General features: G+C 43.3%; 11 protein-coding genes. 3 read left to right on the top strand and 8 right to left on the bottom strand.

The features are described 5' to 3' along the window. Position 1: 1 nt before the first annotated feature. The 7 genes from BW980_RS03570 to BW980_RS03540 form a co-directional block, all read right to left on the bottom strand. The gene (locus BW980_RS03570) at positions 2-541 is read right to left on the bottom strand and encodes a DUF1697 domain-containing protein (protein ID WP_076453545.1); all 540 of its coding nucleotides are present in this window, start codon (positions 539-541) and stop codon (positions 2-4) included. Further along, positions 538-1,824, bottom strand: coding sequence for a BaiN/RdsA family NAD(P)/FAD-dependent oxidoreductase (locus BW980_RS03565; RefSeq protein ID WP_076453544.1), 1,287 nt, complete (start codon positions 1,822-1,824; stop codon positions 538-540). The genes BW980_RS03570 and BW980_RS03565 overlap by 4 nt, the downstream gene beginning before the upstream one ends. After that, the gene (locus BW980_RS03560) at positions 1,824-2,519 is read right to left on the bottom strand and encodes a glycerophosphodiester phosphodiesterase (protein ID WP_076453543.1); all 696 of its coding nucleotides are present in this window, start codon (positions 2,517-2,519) and stop codon (positions 1,824-1,826) included. Before BW980_RS03560 ends, BW980_RS03565 begins: the two co-directional genes overlap by 1 nt. 60 nt (positions 2,520-2,579) lie before the next feature. Further along, positions 2,580-4,358, bottom strand: coding sequence for an alpha-amylase family protein (locus BW980_RS03555; protein WP_076453542.1), 1,779 nt, complete (start codon positions 4,356-4,358; stop codon positions 2,580-2,582). 3 nt (positions 4,359-4,361) lie between these two features. Next, entirely contained in the window at positions 4,362-6,665 is a 2,304-nt protein-coding gene (locus tag BW980_RS03550; RefSeq protein WP_076453541.1) for a glycoside hydrolase family 65 protein, read from the bottom strand. Positions 6,666-6,700: 35 nt separating this feature from the next. Then, positions 6,701-7,363, bottom strand: coding sequence for a beta-phosphoglucomutase (pgmB, locus tag BW980_RS03545; RefSeq protein WP_076453540.1), 663 nt, complete (start codon positions 7,361-7,363; stop codon positions 6,701-6,703). Positions 7,364-7,438: 75 nt separating this feature from the next. Further along, a complete protein-coding gene (locus BW980_RS03540; protein ID WP_076453539.1) occupies positions 7,439-8,473 on the bottom strand; it encodes a LacI family DNA-binding transcriptional regulator in 1,035 nt (344 codons plus the stop codon). Positions 8,474-8,819: 346 nt separating this feature from the next. On the opposite strand from BW980_RS03540, the gene BW980_RS03535 reads away from it, so the two are divergent. Both BW980_RS03535 and BW980_RS03530 read left to right on the top strand, forming a co-directional pair. Further along, positions 8,820-11,948, top strand: a complete 3,129-nt coding sequence (locus BW980_RS03535) for a SusC/RagA family TonB-linked outer membrane protein (protein ID WP_076453538.1) — start codon at positions 8,820-8,822, stop codon at positions 11,946-11,948. A 10-nt stretch (positions 11,949-11,958) separates the two neighbouring features. Next, a complete protein-coding gene (locus BW980_RS03530; protein WP_076453537.1) occupies positions 11,959-13,533 on the top strand; it encodes a RagB/SusD family nutrient uptake outer membrane protein in 1,575 nt (524 codons plus the stop codon). A 108-nt stretch (positions 13,534-13,641) separates the two neighbouring features. Here BW980_RS03530 and BW980_RS03525 read toward each other — a convergent pair whose 3' ends face one another. After that, positions 13,642-14,793 carry a hypothetical protein gene (locus BW980_RS03525; protein ID WP_083690334.1) on the bottom strand — a complete coding sequence of 384 codons (1,152 nt, stop codon included), beginning with the start codon at positions 14,791-14,793 and terminating at the stop codon, positions 13,642-13,644. 211 nt (positions 14,794-15,004) lie between these two features. Here BW980_RS03525 and BW980_RS03520 point away from each other — a divergent pair, with 211 nt between their 5' ends. Further along, entirely contained in the window at positions 15,005-17,851 is a 2,847-nt protein-coding gene (locus BW980_RS03520) for a glycoside hydrolase family 2 protein (protein WP_076453536.1), read from the top strand.

Below are 17,851 nucleotides of genomic sequence, written 5' to 3'. Positions count from 1 at the left end.
CCTACGGGACCATTTCCAGCAACTTGACCATGGTACCGTAATTACGGGCAGTAGCCTCAACCTTTAATTTTCCTTCGATACGATTGTTATTCAATTTTGCCTTACCATACCCGGCTTTACAAAGTAAGTACACGCAATAATCGGTAATTGTAAAATCTTCGTTGGCATAGGTTTCCCTTCCAAAAGTCGCCGACCGTTCTTTTTCGGGTGGGTTTTTCAACAATACGAAATACACTTGTTTCCTTGAAACAGACCCTGAGTCGGTAAATGGATTGCCCATAACTATGTTTTCGAATTCCTTTTTCGTTTTCACGAGAACGGATACTTCAAACCCAAAGCTACTTTTGATGCCTTCCGCAATTGAAACCTCTAGGGCGCCCGTATCTTCTTCATGACTTTGGAAGACCACATTGCCGCTTTGTATATAAGTTTTTACATTCGAAAAACCCCTATCGTTCAACATGGCCCGCAAGTCGGCCATAGGAAGCCTTTTCTTTCCACCGACGTTTATTCCCCTTAAAAGAGCGATATATACTTTCATTTAAAAGCATTTGCGATGGCCTGTGCGGCAATATACCCCCCGGTCCATGCATTTTGAAAATTGAAGCCCCCTGTTATGGCATCTACATCGATAACCTCACCTGCAAAGTACATTCCAGGTAATTTTTTACTCTCGTAGGTTTTAAAATTGATTTCCTTCAAATCGATTCCCCCGGCCGTAACGAACTCCTCTTTAAAGGTACTTTTTCCGTCAATCTTCAACTCACATTCCGTAAGCTGGCGGGCCAACTTCTCCAATTGGTTCTTGGTGATATCGGCCCATTTATCGGTTTCGGAAATATCGGAAGCCCTAACTAGGTTCGTCCATAAACGGCGGGGCACTTCCACCGCCTTGGTACGCAAAACGGTTTTTTTCGCCTCTACTTCCTTGATTTCAGAGAAGAGGCCCATTAAACCTTCAAAATTATATTCGGGCAACCAATTTACCCGAATCTTAAAGCGGTACCCCATCTCGTTCAACACACGGGCTCCCCATGCCGACAGTTTTAAAATTGCAGGTCCGCTCAGCCCCCAATGGGTTATTAGCAAGGGGCCATCGGAAACCAAAATAGCCGATTTTCCGTTGTTACTTTTCAGTTTTGTGGTGACCTTTGACTGATACACCCGATTTTCGAACACCTCGACCTCGGCCATAGTACTAACCCCGGGTATACCGGAAATACGCTTGTCATTACAATTGAAGGTGAACAAGGAAGGTACGGCAGGAACTAGGGAGTGGCCAAGGTTTTTTAAAAGTTTCCATATTTTGGGATTGCTTCCTGTAGCGACCACTACTTTTTTACATTGATATTGATGCTTGATGGTCGTAATCCGCCAAGCCGTTTCATGATTTTCCGCGGGAAGGGACTCAATTTCGGAAACGGCACTATGTTTTAAAACCTTAATACCCAAACGGGCCGCTTCCCCTAAAAAACAATCGATAATGGTCTGCGATGAATCGGAGGTAGGAAACATACGCCCGTCAGGTTCTATTTTTAGGTTTATTCCCCTTTCCTCAAAAAAGGCTACGGTATCGCCACTGCAATAGGTATGGAAGGGACCTAAAAGTTCTTTCTCTCCCCTAGGGTAGTTCCTTACCAGTTCCCTTGGGTCAAATTCGGCGTGGGTTACATTGCACCGGCCGCCGCCAGAAACCTTCACCTTGCCCAAAACGTCTTTACCACGCTCGAGAATCGCAATTTTCAAATGGGGCCTTGCCTCCGCTACATGTATTGCAGTATAAAACCCGGCTGCACCACCACCTATGACTATTATATCGAACATTATTCTATACGTTCAGGATAATTGGTAATGATACCATCTACGCCCAATCGTTTCATTTGCAGTATATCTTGGGGTTCGTTTACCGTCCAAGGGAAGATCTTGAAACCTGCTTCCTTTATCTTTTGGGTATTCTTGGCCGTGAGCCGTTTAAAACTAGGATTGATGGCTTCCGCATTCAAATCCTTACCAATGACAAGCCCACCTAAGGGATCGCCTTCGGTCAATATAGCGATACGGACCTTGGTGTTCAGCGCGCGCATGGCCCGCAGTTCATCCCACTCAAAACTGGAAATGATAAAATCGTCCGACTTCCATTTTCCCGTCTTTACAGCAGCTTCCATCATGGTATTTACATCGGTTGCGGTGTTTCTTCCTTTTAGCTCGATATTGAGCTGGGTCCTTCCCCCCATAACATCCAAGACTTCTTGAAGGGTAGGTATCTTATGGCCGCCCTCTAGGGTCAAAGCTTTCAGTTCGGCCAGGGTATAACTCTCTATTGCCCCCTCCCCATCGGTCAAGCGCTCTACGGTATCGTCGTGAAACACTACGATTTCACCGCTTTTGATCTTGAAAACATCAATTTCCAACATATCTACCCCCATTTCCATAGCTTTTTCAATAGAGGCTATGGTATTCTCGGTTTCATGCCCCATGGCCCCACGGTGACCAATAACAAGCGGTTTTTTATTTTCCATACAACTCGATACAACTAAAACACAAAAGATAGCCAGAACGGACAACTTATTCATGATATATTATTTTACAACGAAAATAAAGGATTCCAACGGATCGATATCGATACGCACCTGGGCTAAGGCATTCTCTACCCTTAAAGTTTTTTCAACGCCGTAAAGCGAATCTACAATGGTATGCTCGCCATCTGACAATTGCCATTCGCGAACTATATTTTCAGGAAGTTTCAGTTCAAAACCGAACCAATCGTTGGCATCAAAATTAGAGATAATGATCAACTTCTCGTTTTCGGACCACCGTACATAGGAAAGTACGTGGTGGTTATAATATTCGGTATGGTCTTTATTATAAAAATGAATGTCTTGGTACGCCCCCATCAAGGCATCACTCGTGACCGTAAACGTCAACAAACGCCGATAGAAATCGCGTAATTCCGCCTCACTTTCAGAAAGCTGTCCACCGTCGAACTTTTTATCGTTCAACCACCTTTGATGATGGGGTACACCGATATAATCGAAGATGGAAGTTCGGGTAGGCCCTCCAAAGCCCGCTTTTTCCGCGGCGGGCTCGCCTACTTCCTGCCCGAAATAAACCATGATAGGCGCCGTGGTCATCGTTGCCGACACCACCATGGCCGGCTTTCCCTTTCTGGCATCACCTGCAAACCCTGGGGAAGCAATACGCTGCTCGTCATGGTTTTCCAAGAAATGCAACAGGTGATGTTCAATATCCTTGGTTCCGTTTTTAACTACGGGGATATGGTCTGTCCATCCGTTGCCCTGCATGATGTGTTTTAAGGAATCGTACATCTCCACCTTGTCGTAGAGGTAGTCCATCTTACCCTTAAAAATATAATTGCGGTATTCATTGGGGTTGTAGACTTCGGCCATCAAAAAGGCCTCTGGATTTTTCATCTTGATGTTCGAGTTCATATAGCTCCAAAACTCTACGGGCACCATTTCCGCCATGTCATAACGAAATCCGTCTACGCCCATATCTATCCAATACAAGGCTATATCCTTGAATTTCACCCAAGAGTCGGGTACCGACCTTTCTTGCCAAAACGCATAATGGGCCTTATGGTCTTTTGCCCCAAAATCATCGGGCAAAACTTCAAAATCGTAAGAACCATCGGGTCGTACGCCATAATTTATTTTGACCGTTTCGTACCAATCGTTAAAATCGGGTTGTGCCAAACGCGAACCGTTACCGGTCCATTTTGCCGGATTTTCATAAAATTTATGATCGACCCCTTTATGCTTTTCCCCGCCCAAGGGCAAATAACCATCACGCCATTCGGGCACTTGAAAAGGCGTGCCGGGAATGTAATAAAAGTTGTTATCCCGGTGGTATTCTACCGAAGTATCGTCGGAGGCCCCAAAAGGTTCTTGCCCTTCAGGTGTAGATTTTCCCTCATAATTTCGCGCCACGTGGTTGGGCACGATATCAATAATCACTTTAAGTTGCGATTGATGCGTACGGTCTATCAAATCGACGAACTCTTGCAACCTGTTCTCGGGCCGATCCGCCAAATCGGGATTAACGTTGTAGTAATCTTTTACGGCATAGGGCGAACCCGCCCTGCCCTTGACCACATCGGGGTCATCGTTTGAAATACCATAGGCCGTATAGTCATTGATAACGGCATGATGGGGCACACCGGTGTACCATATGTGGGTCACACCCAGGTTTTTGATTTCTTGCAGGGCCTTTTTTGAGAAATCCGAAAATTTACCTACCCCGTTCTCTTCAATCGTACCCCATGGTTTATTGTTCGTATTTGTATTACCGAACAACCTGGCAAACACCTGATAAACGACCTTTTTTTTATTTACGCCCATGCTTTAAACGACTTTAAGCTTGTTCGGCTTTAGAACGATGCGCTCGCCATTTAAGCGAATTGACATATCATCTTGACCGTTCAATAAGAATTCGGTACTATTCTTTTTTACCGTCACTTTAAGGATTCGGTTCCTGAAGTTGATCTTGAAGGAATAGGCTTCCCACTGTTCCGGTATTTTCGGTGCAAACGAAAGTTTATCGTCTACGATCCGCATCCCCCCAAAACCTTCTACGATACTCATCCAGGTACCGGCCATAGAGGTAATGTGTAGGCCTTCTTCCACTTCTTTGTTGTAATCATCAAGGTCTAGGCGCGATGTTCTTAAGTAAAACATATAGGCCTGTTGCATACGATTGAGCTTTGCCGCCTGTATACTATGCACACAGGGCGACAATGAAGATTCGTGAACCGTAAAAGGTTCGTAGAAATCGAAATGCTTTTCGAGTTCTTCTTCCGTAAAATGGTCTTCAAAGAAATAGAAACCCTGTAGCACATCGGCCTGTTTGATATAAGGGGAGCGAAGAATGCGGTCCCAACTCCATTTTTGGTTGATAGGCCTCTGTGTTTTAGGAAGCTCGTCTACCGTAATCAACTCCTTGTCCAAAAAGCCATCCTGTTGTAAAAACACACCTTTTTCCTCGGAATATGGAAGGTACATATTGCCGGCCACCTTCTTCCATTGCTCGACCTCGCCAGCGTTCAATTTGGTCTTTCCTACGACTCTGCGGTAGTCATCGTTATAGCCGTCTTCGACTTTCTGCAATTGCTCTACGGCGAAATCGATGCACCACTTGGCCAAATAGTTGGTGTACCAGTTATTGTTGACATTGTTCTCGTATTCGTTGGGTCCGGTAACCCCCAAGATAACGTATTTGTCCTTTGCGGTTGAAAAGCTCGCCCGCTGGTGCCAGAAACGTGCGATGCCAATAAGCACTTCAAGTCCCATTTCAGGGATATACGAATAGTCGCCCGTAAACCGATAGTAGTTGTAAATGGCAAAAGCTATGGCCCCGTTACGGTGGATTTCCTCAAAAGTAATTTCCCATTCGTTATGGCACTCCTCCCCGTTCATGGTAACCATGGGATAAAGGGCTGCGCCATTGGAAAAACCTAATTTTTGCGCGTTCTCGATAGCCTTTTCAAGGTGGTTGTATCGATATTTCAACAAACTCCGGGCAACGTTCTGGTCTTTGGTGGCCATATAGAAAGGGATACAATACGCTTCGGTATCCCAATAGGTGCTACCTCCGTATTTTTCCCCGGTAAACCCTTTAGGGCCAATATTCAACCGGGAATCTTTCCCCAGATAGGTTTGGTTCAACTGAAAAATATTGAAACGGATACCTTGTTGCGCCTTAATATCGCCTTCAATGGTGATATCGCTCATTTCCCAGATTTTGGCCCATGCCTGTTTTTGCTTTTCGAGAAGCGTATCGAAACCCAGTTCTAAAGCTTTGCCCAAGGCTGTCTTTGAGGCTTCGACCAAAGCGGAGGCCCGGTGATTTCTCGACACGGTATACCCTCCAAATTTACGGAGCGCCAAAGTCTCACCCTGCTTGACCATTTGATAATATTCATGGGTCACGCGCATGTCTGACGTATGTTCCCCGGGTTTAGCGGTTAAGGCCTGCCCATTAAGGAACAATCTGTTTTCCATGAACGTACAGGTCTCGAAATGGGTTTTCATCGTATGGGCCTCTATAAAGGCCTGATCAGCTTCGGATCTGACCGAGGTGGTGTTCCAGAACTTATCGTCCCAATTGGAATCTTCGTTCGTGATACCGCTATCTAAATAAGGAACGAACCTAATTTCCGCATCGGTATTTTCGGGGGTAATTTCATAATTGATTGCCCCTACCTCATCTAAATCAAGTGATAAAAAACGGGTAACCTTTACCGAAACCTGAACATCATTGGGCAGCACAGCGTTAAAAACACGCCGGTACCAACCTTCCTTCATATTCAGTTCCCGACTAAATCGACCTACTTTTTTACACGTGTTCAGGTCTAAGGCCTCCCCATTGATATAGACATCAATACCGATCCAGCTAGGCGCATTTAAAACCTTTGCAAAATATTCGGGATAGCCATTTTTCCACCATCCGACACGGGTCTTGTCGGGGTAGTAAACCCCTGCGATATAACTACCTTGAAAAGTTTCGCCCGAATACTGTTCTTCAAAGTTGGCCCGTTGCCCCATAGCCCCGTTGCCGATGCTAAAAATACTTTCGGAAGACTTGACCAATTCCTTATCAAACCCCTCTTCGATTATCGACCAAGGGTCGGCTTTTATATACTCTTGCATATGATTAAAGTTTTAAGGGTAAAAAAATGATGAACTTACGCTTGAACCGACATCAAGCTTTCGAGAAAAGCAAGGCTTATTTCGGTAAAGTCGTTGAAATTATAATCCGCCTCAGAAAGAATCTGGGCATCGCCGATACCAATGCTTATCATATCGGCATTGTTGGCCGCCTGTATGCCCGCAACCGCATCTTCAAATACGACACAGTTTTCGGGGGCCACGTTTAATTTTTGGGCCGCGATCAAAAACACTTCGGGGTCCGGTTTTGCCTTGCTTACGTCATTACCGTCGACAATGGCATCAAAAGAAGGTAAAAGTTTGACCTTTTCCAAAATAGGGCGCGCATTTTTACTTGCCGAACCTAGGGCAATGGGAATATTTCTATCCTTCAGAAAACCTACGACCTTGGGCACATCGGGCAAAATTTCCGAAGCGTCCATTTTTTCTATATACTCAAGATAGTCCTCATTTTTTTCGACCATCCATCGATCAAATTGTTCTTGGGCAGCGGTAATCCCCCCTATATCAAGAAGAATCTCAAGACATCGTTTACGACTCACCCCTTTAAAGAGTTCGTTCTGTTCTTTTGTAAATTCAAACCCAAGTTCATTGGCCAGTTTTTTCCAAGCCAAATAATGATATTTTGCGGTGTCGACAATAACACCGTCAAGATCGAATACAAACGCTGATGCTCTCATATAATTTTAAAGTTTTTAATTATAAATCAATCGACATCAACCCGACCCAGCCACCATTCTAGGTGTCTGGTCATTTCATTTTTTTTTGCCCGTAGAATTTCGCTCTATTAGGGTAGCCTCTATAATCTCGGTCCTATAGGTTTCCTCTTCCTCAAACCCTATTTCATTTTCAAGTTTTTCGATCAGCATTTCTGCCGCAACTTCCCCCATTCGCTCACCGTGCTGGGCTATGGTGGTCAATGTTGGGGAGGAATATCGCGATAAAAGGCCATTGGTAAAACCAATAACCGAAATATCTTCCGGCACCCTATATCCTTTTTCTTGTGCTATGCCCATAACCTGAACCGCAAAGACCTCGTTTACGCACAGTACCGCGTCGAACTCTTCCTCTTCAAAAAAGGCATCGATACACGATTCTTCCCCGCCCCTAAAAGGGACTACAAGAGTAAGTTTGGGATCGTAATCGGCACCTTGTTCGACCAGGGCCCGCCTATAGCCTTCCGCTCTTTTTTCGCTTACATTAAAATAACTCTCGGTAGTCACCAAAGCTACTTTCTTTTTTCCTTCTTCCAAAAATTTACAGGTAGCTTCATATGCTATTTCCTCATCGTTCATCACCACCTTATCGCATTCTATCTCATCTATGACCCGATCGAACAGCACCAAGGGAAAGCCTTGATCCATGACCTCCCTTAAATGATGGAAGTCGTTTTTCTGCTGTGTTTCGGCAGAGACCGACATTATAAAACCATCGATACTCCCATTGGCGAGCAGCTCCATATTTACCACCTCCTTATCATAAGACTCATCCGACACGCAGACGATGACGTTGTAACCCCTCTCGTTCGCATATTTTTCTATGCCGCGGAATACAGTGGTAAAAAAGTGATGGACAATATCGGGAATTACGACCCCTATATTCTTCGTCCTTCTATTTTTTAGACTTAAGGCTATGTTGTTTGGTCTATAATTGTACAGTTTGGCAAAGGCCTGTATCTTCTGTTTGGTATCTTTACTTATCTCGTCACTGTCCTTTAACGCTTTTGAAACCGTGGAGATCGACACCTCTAATTCTCTTGCTATTTGTTTTAGAGTGATTTTTCGCTTCAAATCTTAATAACTTTTATGTAGTGAAATTAAACTATAATATGGGCAAATAAGAATGTTCCATAATTTTTAACAATCTTAATCTTTTACTCTCGAATTTGGGCCATTTTTCTATTCAAAAGAAAAACGTATCTTTGGTTGACATACCGACTCCCCGATTTCAACCTTCACTTATTATTAATTTGATATTTATTCGATATAATTATTATTAGTATCGAATAATAAAAAAGTTATCAACACGAAACCGTTTTCGTAGTCTGGACGAACCGTTCTGTACGAAAATTAACCTCGTTTTTGCATATATTTAACTTTTAAGACTCTAATTAACTCAACTTAAAACAATTCATTTATGAAGATTACACTACTAAAAAACCTGGTTATGCTTGCGGCTTTTTTAAGCTTTGGCATAGCACAGGCCCAAGAGGTATCGGGAACCGTTTCCGATGCCAGTGGCCCTTTACCGGGAGCAAGTATTGTGGTAAAAGGCACCACCACTGGGGCACAAACAGACTTTGATGGAAATTACACATTGAGCGGAGTGCCCGAAGACGCTACTTTGGTTTTCAGCTATATTGGTTATGCTTCTCAGGAAATACCTGTAAACGGCCAATCTACGATCAACGTAACTTTACAGGAAGACGCCCAAGCTTTGGACGAAGTCGTAATAATAGGATACGGTTCTACAACCGTAAAGGATGCAACGGGATCGGTTGCCTCCGTAACCTCTGAAGACTTTAACAAGGGGGTGATTTCTTCCCCGGAACAATTGATACAAGGTAAAACTGCCGGTGTGCAAATCTCACAAGGAAGTGGGGAACCCGGTTCAGGTGTCTCGATTCGTATTCGAGGTACTTCTTCGGTACGATCGAACAACAATCCATTATTCGTTGTTGACGGCGTTCCCTTGCCCTCTGGAGACACCTCTTCTGAAGGAACCAATATTGGTGTAGGTTCCAGTTCGGCCAGAAACCCTTTAAGTTTCCTTAACCCCAACGATATTGAAAGCATGAGTGTATTGAAAGATGCTTCCGCTACCGCCATTTATGGTTCAAGGGGTGCCAACGGTGTTGTAATCATCACGACCAAGAGTGGAAAAGGAGGAGCCGAAGGTGGAACTTGGGAATTTTCTTCAGACCTAAGTTTTTCAGAACCTGCGGAAGAATATGACCTGCTTAACAGAAGACAGTTTCTTTCTGCCGTAGACGCTTTTGGCGGATCGGCTACCGATTACGGTAATGATACCGATTGGCAGGATTTAGTAACCAGAAGCGCAGCCTCTACCAATAACAACTTGGCCTATTCACAAAATTATGGTTCAGGTAACGTAAGGGCCACCTTCAATTACGGAAAGCAATTCGGTGTTATCAAAAAATCATCGCAAGAGCGTATTACGGGTAGATTGAATATCTCTCAAAGACTTCTAGACGATAAACTGAGATTAGATTTACAAGGTACCATTTCAAGGGTTAACGATGAAGCCCCACCATTAAGTGGTAGCGCCGGCTCTACCGGTGACCTTTTAGGTTCTGCATATTCGGCGAACCCGACTTGGCCAGCGAGCTCAAGCTTTAACCCTGGGGATAGAATCAACCCCTTGAACTTACTTGAAAACTGGCAAAGTTTAAACAACACAAACCGTTACTTGGTCAACTTCTCCGCCTCTTATGACATTCTTGACAACCTGACCGCCAAGGCAACCTTCGGTTATGACAAGGCGGACGCGACAAGAGAAGCTTCGTTAAGTGCTAACTCCTTCAACGTATCCAGAGGTGCTGCCGGCAATGGCCGTGGAGCATTAAACGACTTAATTAATGAGAATAGACTCTTTGAATTTACACTGAACTACAAAAAAGAGTTTGCAAATTCAACTCTAGATGTACTGGGTGGTTTCTCGTACCAAGATTTTAATGTAAGAGGAAGGAATGTTGAGGGCTGGGGCTACTCGACAACCGATTTGAATTCCATGGCCCGAGACTTATCGAATGCTTCAGACATTCTAGAGTCGAAAATTTCAGGTTCTTATCAGCAATATGGATATGCTGGAAATATAGCTGACGGAGTTTTTATCAACAGGCTATTCCCAAATCCACAGGTAGATTTTCTTGGTGAAGCTTCAATTCCTGTCAGTTCAATTTTTACCGACACCTTTGACAATACAGATGAATTGCAATCCTATTTTGCAAGAGTTAACTACACCATAGCTAACAAATATTTATTTACGGCTACCGTAAGAGCCGATGGTTCTTCTAAATTTGGTGACAATAATCAGTATGGTATATTCCCTTCCGGAGCCTTTGCCTGGAAAATCAACGAGGAAGATTTCATTGGCGATGCGGTCTCCACTTTAAAACTTAGGCTGAATTATGGTATTACCGGTAACCAAGACGGTCTTGGTTATGGACGTTTTGTAAGAAGGGAAAGGTATTCTACTAAAACCACTGACGGAGACAGTAACATTAACGATGCCGGTGAAATCAACATACCTGGAATTGCCACTGTAGAATTCGCGAATCCCGATTTGAAATGGGAAGAAACTACACAATACGGTGTTGGACTTGATTTTGGTTTTGCCAACGATAGATTAAACGGAAGTATTGACTTTTACCGTAAAGAAACTAAAGACCTTCTCCTAAATATTGAAGCGGCGCAACCATCACCACAGCCAACGTTTTTTCAGAATCTAGATGCCTTGGTTCTTAATCAAGGGGTAGAGTTTGCATTAAACTATGATTTTGTACAAAGTGAAGATTTCAACTGGTCTGCTGGCTTCAACCTTGCCTATAACAAAAACGAAATACAGGATTTTGATGGTGAAATTGCCGCAGGAACAATACGTGGTGCAGGCCTTTCAAATGCCTTTTCTCAACGTTTAGCATCAGGACAGCCTTTATTTTCATTCTACTTGCGCGAGTTTATAGGTTTTGATGAAAACGGAAACCCTGTTCACGAAGGTGGTAACGACAATCAAAAATTTGTAGGTAAAAGTGCCCTACCTGATTTTACAGGTGGTTTTTCAACAAGTTTAAATTATAAAAACTGGGACGCCTCTTTATACTTCAACGGTCAATTTGGCAACTACATTTACAACAATACGGCCAATGCTTTCTTTACAGGTGGTGCTATTGGCAGCGGAAACAACGTAACCCAAGATGTCGTTGGATTAGCAGGTGAAGAGGGTCGTTTTGCAGAAGCATCTGTTTCGACAAGATTTTTAGAGAAAGGCGATTTTGTTAGACTTCAAAACGCATCCATTGGCTACAACGTTCCTCTTTCGGGAGAAGGTTGCTTTGACACTATGCGATTAAGTTTAAATGCCCAGAATTTGTTCGTGATTACCGATTATAGCGGTCTTGATCCAGAAGTTAGTGTAAGCCCTGCAGGTGCAGACCTTTTAAACGGTCTACCAATAGCCGGTATTGACTATAGTTCTTTTCCACGACCTAGAACTTTAACGGTTGGAATCAACGTAACTTTTTAAAAAAATAGATATGAAAATAAATATACAAATAACTCCGATATTATTTTCGGTCTTGACGATGGCTTTAACAGTCTCCTGTACCGATCTTGAAATAGAAGAGACCGATTCTTTAATAAGCGAAGATTCCGGATCTACAGGTTTTACGGGCTTAAGTGACCCAGAATCTTCCCTTAGCGACCTTTACATCAAAGTTGGAGGAGATTTTCAGGGCCAAGAAAACATGTACGCACTTTCCGAGGTGGCCACAGATGAACTATTGGTCCCCACTAGAGGAACTGACTGGGGCGATAACGGTATTTGGAGACAATTACACACCCATACATGGACTCCATCTCACCTTTACGTAAAAAACTCTTGGAACAATTTGAATGAAAATATTTTTAGGGCTACAGAAATTATTGAAAGTAATCCGTCTGCAGCTGTTGTTTCGGAAGCAAAATTTCTTCGTGCGTTTAACATGTTTTTCGTTGTAGATCTTTTTGGCTCGGTTCCTTTTAGAGGTGTAGACGAAGGTCCAGATGTTAACCCTATGGTAATGACCAGATCAGAAGCTTTTGATTTTATAATAGCTGATATACTTGATGCCTTACCTAATTTACCATCTGTAACACCAGGTGTTGACAATACAGGAAAAGCAACACAAGAGGCGGCTAACTTTTTATTGGCCAAACTTTATCTAAATGCTTCAGTATACAAAGGCACAGGTACATTTGATACAGCTGACATGCAAAAGGTAATAGATGCTGTTGACGCTATTGAAGCAAAAGGCTTTGCCATACAAGAAGGTTATTTCCAAATTTTTGAGCCTACTGATGATACCGAAACCATTTGGCATTTGAATAGTGAGGTTGGAGGAAGAATTTGGAATACGCTTCACTACAATCAGAATTCACCTGACAATGATGGTGGTGGTTGGAACGGGTTTACCACCCTTTCCGATTTTTACAATAGTTTTGAAGGAGCTCCAAATACGAACTATGTAGGTGACGGACAAGAAGAACGGCGAGGTTTTGTACCTGACGCCAATAACGCCAACAATCAAAACTTGGGAATTGGGTATGGCTTCTTGATCGGTCAGCAATACGATCAAAACGGCAAGCCTCTTACCAATCGTCAAGGCAATCCCTTGGTCTTTACCAAAGAAATTCCTGCCCTAGTAGGTAATACCGAGGTAGAAGGTGTAAGGGTCATTAAATATCACCCATACGACCCTACCGATGAGGAAGATCAAATTAATTCTTTTAGAAGACATCAAATAATGTTCCGCTATGCAGATGCCCATTTAATGAGAGCAGAAGCTATGATGCGTATGGGAGATGATGTTACTGCAATAGTAAACGAACTGAGACAAAAAAGAACCGATACTCCTGATTTGACATCCGTTGGCGAACAAGAGCTGCTTGCAGAAAGAGGAAGAGAATTATTTATAGAATACTGGAGAAGAAACGATTTGATTCGTTTTGGTCAATTCACCGCTCCATGGAGTCTGAAAGAAGTTAGTGGAGATGAAACGACGAACTTGTTTCCGATACCCGAAACCGCTCTTCTATCCAATCCCAACCTAGTTCAAAATCCAGGATACTAGAGTTTACGATTTAAGTGTTTAAAAAGGCTCCGACTTAACAGTCGGGGCCTTTTTTTTTATATAATTGAAGCGAATATATCCTACTTCAATAACAGCCTTTCACAACTATTAAAAGCCAACGACCATTTCCAGTTTTAAATCTGTGTCGACCCTATGCTTCCCTTTAACCTTGAACAGGGCCGTAAAATACTTTTTCCCTTTTAGATAATCGGTCTCGAACTTCTGAAGACTATCCTTATCCGTAAAATATTCCGCAGTGGCACTCACGCCGATATCGTGTTGGGAGAAAAACACAAAGTGTTCGGTATTGCCTATACTCGGGTATTTTGAGACAATCGCATATTCTTCATCTACCAAGGTAGACCCCATGCTCCACGAGGTATCCTCTAGGCTAGGATGCCCCGAAAGTACCAATGTTCGCGATGTTAAGGTAAAAAACGGGTTTGCATCGTTAAAAAACCCTATGAATTGGTTCTCGTTTTTCAAAGGCCCGGCATAAATGGCATTTCCCTCTTTGATTTCAGGCAAGGTAGTCTGGGTAGAGAACCTGATGGAAAACCCTTTGCCATAGTGCTGAAAAAACTGCTGAAACCGTTGCGAGGCCATTGCCGCCATACGGGTAGTATAACTATACTTCGCAGGATGGAGCACTCCCTTCAACTCGGGTTTTCTTTCCAATAAATCGTAGAATTGATCAATATTGTTGATCTCAAAATCACGGGTCCACCCCTTGCCTCCGGTCAAGGTTTGCCCCATAGCCCCAAAATGATCTCCAAGAACAAGGTTGGTAGAAGCACTGGAACCGAGAAAAGACCTCCATAGCGATGGTGTTTTAGGAGGCATGTAGGCCACCAACAAGGCTAGCAACGCAATAAGCAACAATCCGTACGGGAGTACTTGCCTCCAGCCTATTTTTTTTGCCCATCCTACCGGTGCCTGTTTCTTGACAAACCGCACTTTATATTGCCCTTTATCGATTTTTAACTGCCAAGCTTCGGCACTGCCCTCGCCCTCGTAATAGGCCAGTAACTTTTTCCTCAAGTTGTATATATTGACCCTGACCCTCGGATTGTTCTTTTCTTCGACCTGACTATCCTTAAAGAATTCAAGTTCAATTACGGCTTCCTTCAAATGGGTTCCTTTCTTGGTCGCCTCATACAAATACTGAAGCAACCCCCTACTGGTCGGGGCATTTTTAAAGGTTTCACTTTCCTTAATTTTAGAAACAATCTCTTGTTCAAGTTTTTCGCTCAAATGCATGAAAAGTACAATAAAATGGGTAGTTTCAAATCTGCTTTAACCGTTATAGCTACCGTTAAAGAAGGGTTAAAGTACTAAGAATAAAGCGTAAAATATACATTTACCCCATTGATTTCAATGCCATTCCCTACCCCAATACACTTTTGGCAAGGGCATAGGCAATCGATAAAACAAACCAACACGGCATTCATGCCATTAATACATCCTAGCCATGAAAATGAATATAAGCTATAGCGTATTACTATTCACCCTGCTCTGCATGTTCAGGGCGAATGCCCTACAGTCGAATACGGAACCCAACGAGGTCGAAACCGAAAAAATGTACCTTTCCGGCACGGGAAAGGACGATATGGTAGACTGGGAGTTCTTCTGTTCCGATGGAATGAACAGCGGCAAATGGACGACCATCGGTGTTCCGTCTTGTTGGGAATTACAGGGTTTTGGTCACTACAACTACGGTAAGGACGATTTCAAGGTACGCAAGAACGAATACGGACGCTACAAATACCAATTTGACCTTCCTAAAAAATGGAGGAACAAGGAAATAAAAATCGTATTTGAAGGTGTTATGACCGATGCCGAGGTCAAGATCAACGGAAAATTGGCCGGCGAGGTGCACCAAGGGGCCTTTTATGAATTCAAGTACTCTATTTCACACCTTTTGAAATACGGTGAAAAAAATATGTTGGAAGTCAAGGTCAACAAGGCTTCTTCCAACTCCTCCATCAATCACGCCGAGCGCGAAGCCGATTTCTGGATTTTCGGTGGAATTTTTAGACCGGTCTACCTACAAGCTTTTCCAAAAGAAAACATAGAACGTGTCGCCATCAACGCCAAAGCCGACGGAAGTCTAGAAGCCGATATCTTTACAACATCTAAAAAGGCGCAATCGCTACGCCTTTCCCTATCGGACCTCGACCATAACAAACTGCAAGAACTTCCCCTTACCGATATCAGCAAGGAACAAGGAAAATGGCACGTTTCAACAAAGGCCCATGACATCAAATCATGGAACCCAGAATCACCACAACTGTACTTCTTGAACATCGAACTTTTGAACAAAAAAGGGGAGATTCTGCACAAGACCCTAGAACGCATAGGGTTTAGAACCGTTGAAGTTCTTGAAGGTGACGGTATATACGTAAACGGACAACGCATAAAGTTCAAAGGGGTGAACAGGCATTCATTCTATCCGTCTTCCGGTAGAACCACATCTAAAGAACTAAGTATAGAACATGTAAAAATGATGAAAGACATGAACATGAATGCCGTTCGTATGTCGCACTACCCACCAGACACCCACTTTTTAGACGTTGCCGATTCACTGGGCCTTTTTGTTATAGATGAAGTGTGTACTTGGCATTCGCCCCATCTAGATACCAAAGTGGGCCGAAAAATTGTTAAGGAAACCGTGGTCCGAGACGTCAACCACCCCTCCATTCTCCTTTGGGCCAATGGCAATGAAACCGGATGGAATACCGCCCTCGATGATGATTATGCCAAATGGGACATTCAACAACGGGAAGTCATCCACCCATGGAACATCTTCAGAAAGACCAATACAATGCACTACCCCAGTTATCACGTTTTTGCATACGACACCTATGCAAAAGACAAAATATACTTCCCTACCGAGTTTTTGCACGGCCTATACGACGGTGGACACGGTGCAGGCTTAGACGATTATTGGAAACAGATGTGGAATATGCCCCTAGCCGCCGGAGGGTTTTTATGGGATTTTGCAGATGAGGCCGTGGTTCGAACAGACAAAGAAGGAATACTAGACACCGATGGCAATCATGCAGCCGATGGTATCGTCGGACCCTATGGCGAAAAAGAGGCCAGTTACTTTAGCATTAAGGAAATCTGGTCTCCGATATACATAGAAGACCGCTATATAAAACCGGATTTCAACGGTGTTTTTAGGATAGAGAACAGGTATCACTTTACCCATTTAAACGAAATCAAAATGGCGGCCAAATGGGTACGGTTCGACGGCCCCAAAGGAACGGGTAAGATTAAAACCATATCCGAAACCACAGTTGCATTACCAAATCTGGCCCCTGTTACAAAAGGTGAGTTTAAAGTTGACCTCCCCAATAACTGGCAAACCGCAGATGCCTTGTACTTAACGGCAACGGCACCTAATGGCTCCGAAATATTTACATGGTCTTACCCCATAAAAATTCCTAAGAAAATAAACGAAACCCATATCGACCTATCGGAAGAAGGGGAAATCTCAACCCATACCGAAGCCGGACGAATAAAGGTTGTAGCCAATGGAATCCAGTATAGCTTTTCAGAAAAAACAACTTTGTTAGAAGAGGTGAAGAAGGCAGATAAAATTATTCCTTTCAATAATGGACCGATAATTTTTGACCATAAAGACAAAATCGAATCCGTAAAGATCAACAAGCTTAAAGGCAAGGTAGAGATCCTTACCGTTTTTGAAGCATCGGACAAGTCGCCCAATTGGGCCAGCCATAAAGAGTATAGTTCCGATGTCATCAAATGGACCGTACACTCCAACGGCCTGTTGGACCTACATGTAGAAATTAAAGGCAAAAAAATAGTAAAGGGATTTAAGGGCATTACCTTTTCTTTTCCCGAATCTGAAATTAGCGGTATGAAATGGCTGGGTGACGGCCCCTATCGCGTATGGCGGAACCGAATGAAGGGCACCAAATTTCAAGTTTGGGAAAACGATTACAACAATACCGTTACCGGTGAATCCGGTTTTGTATACCCAGAATTCAAAGGATTCTTTTCGAGCCTGTATTGGGTAAAAGTAAAAGGGAAAAACAACAACGGTTTTACGGTATATTGCAATTCCGAAAACACCTTTTTGCGCATGCTTACCCCCCAGCAACCTAAAGAAGACCCCAATCATAGGGTTTCGGTAGATTTTCCGGAAGGCGATATCTCCTTCGTAAAAAACATTCCCGCAATTGGAACCAAATTTCAAACAGGAGACAAAATGGGACCTCAAGGAAATTCGGAAAATTACTTTGGAAACGACGATGACCCCATAACTATACATCTGAGTTTCGAATTCTAG

The sequence above is a fragment of the Zobellia uliginosa genome (assembly GCF_900156625.1).
Taxonomy (GTDB): domain Bacteria; phylum Bacteroidota; class Bacteroidia; order Flavobacteriales; family Flavobacteriaceae; genus Zobellia; species Zobellia uliginosa.
This window is presented reverse-complemented; position numbering and strand designations above follow the sequence as displayed.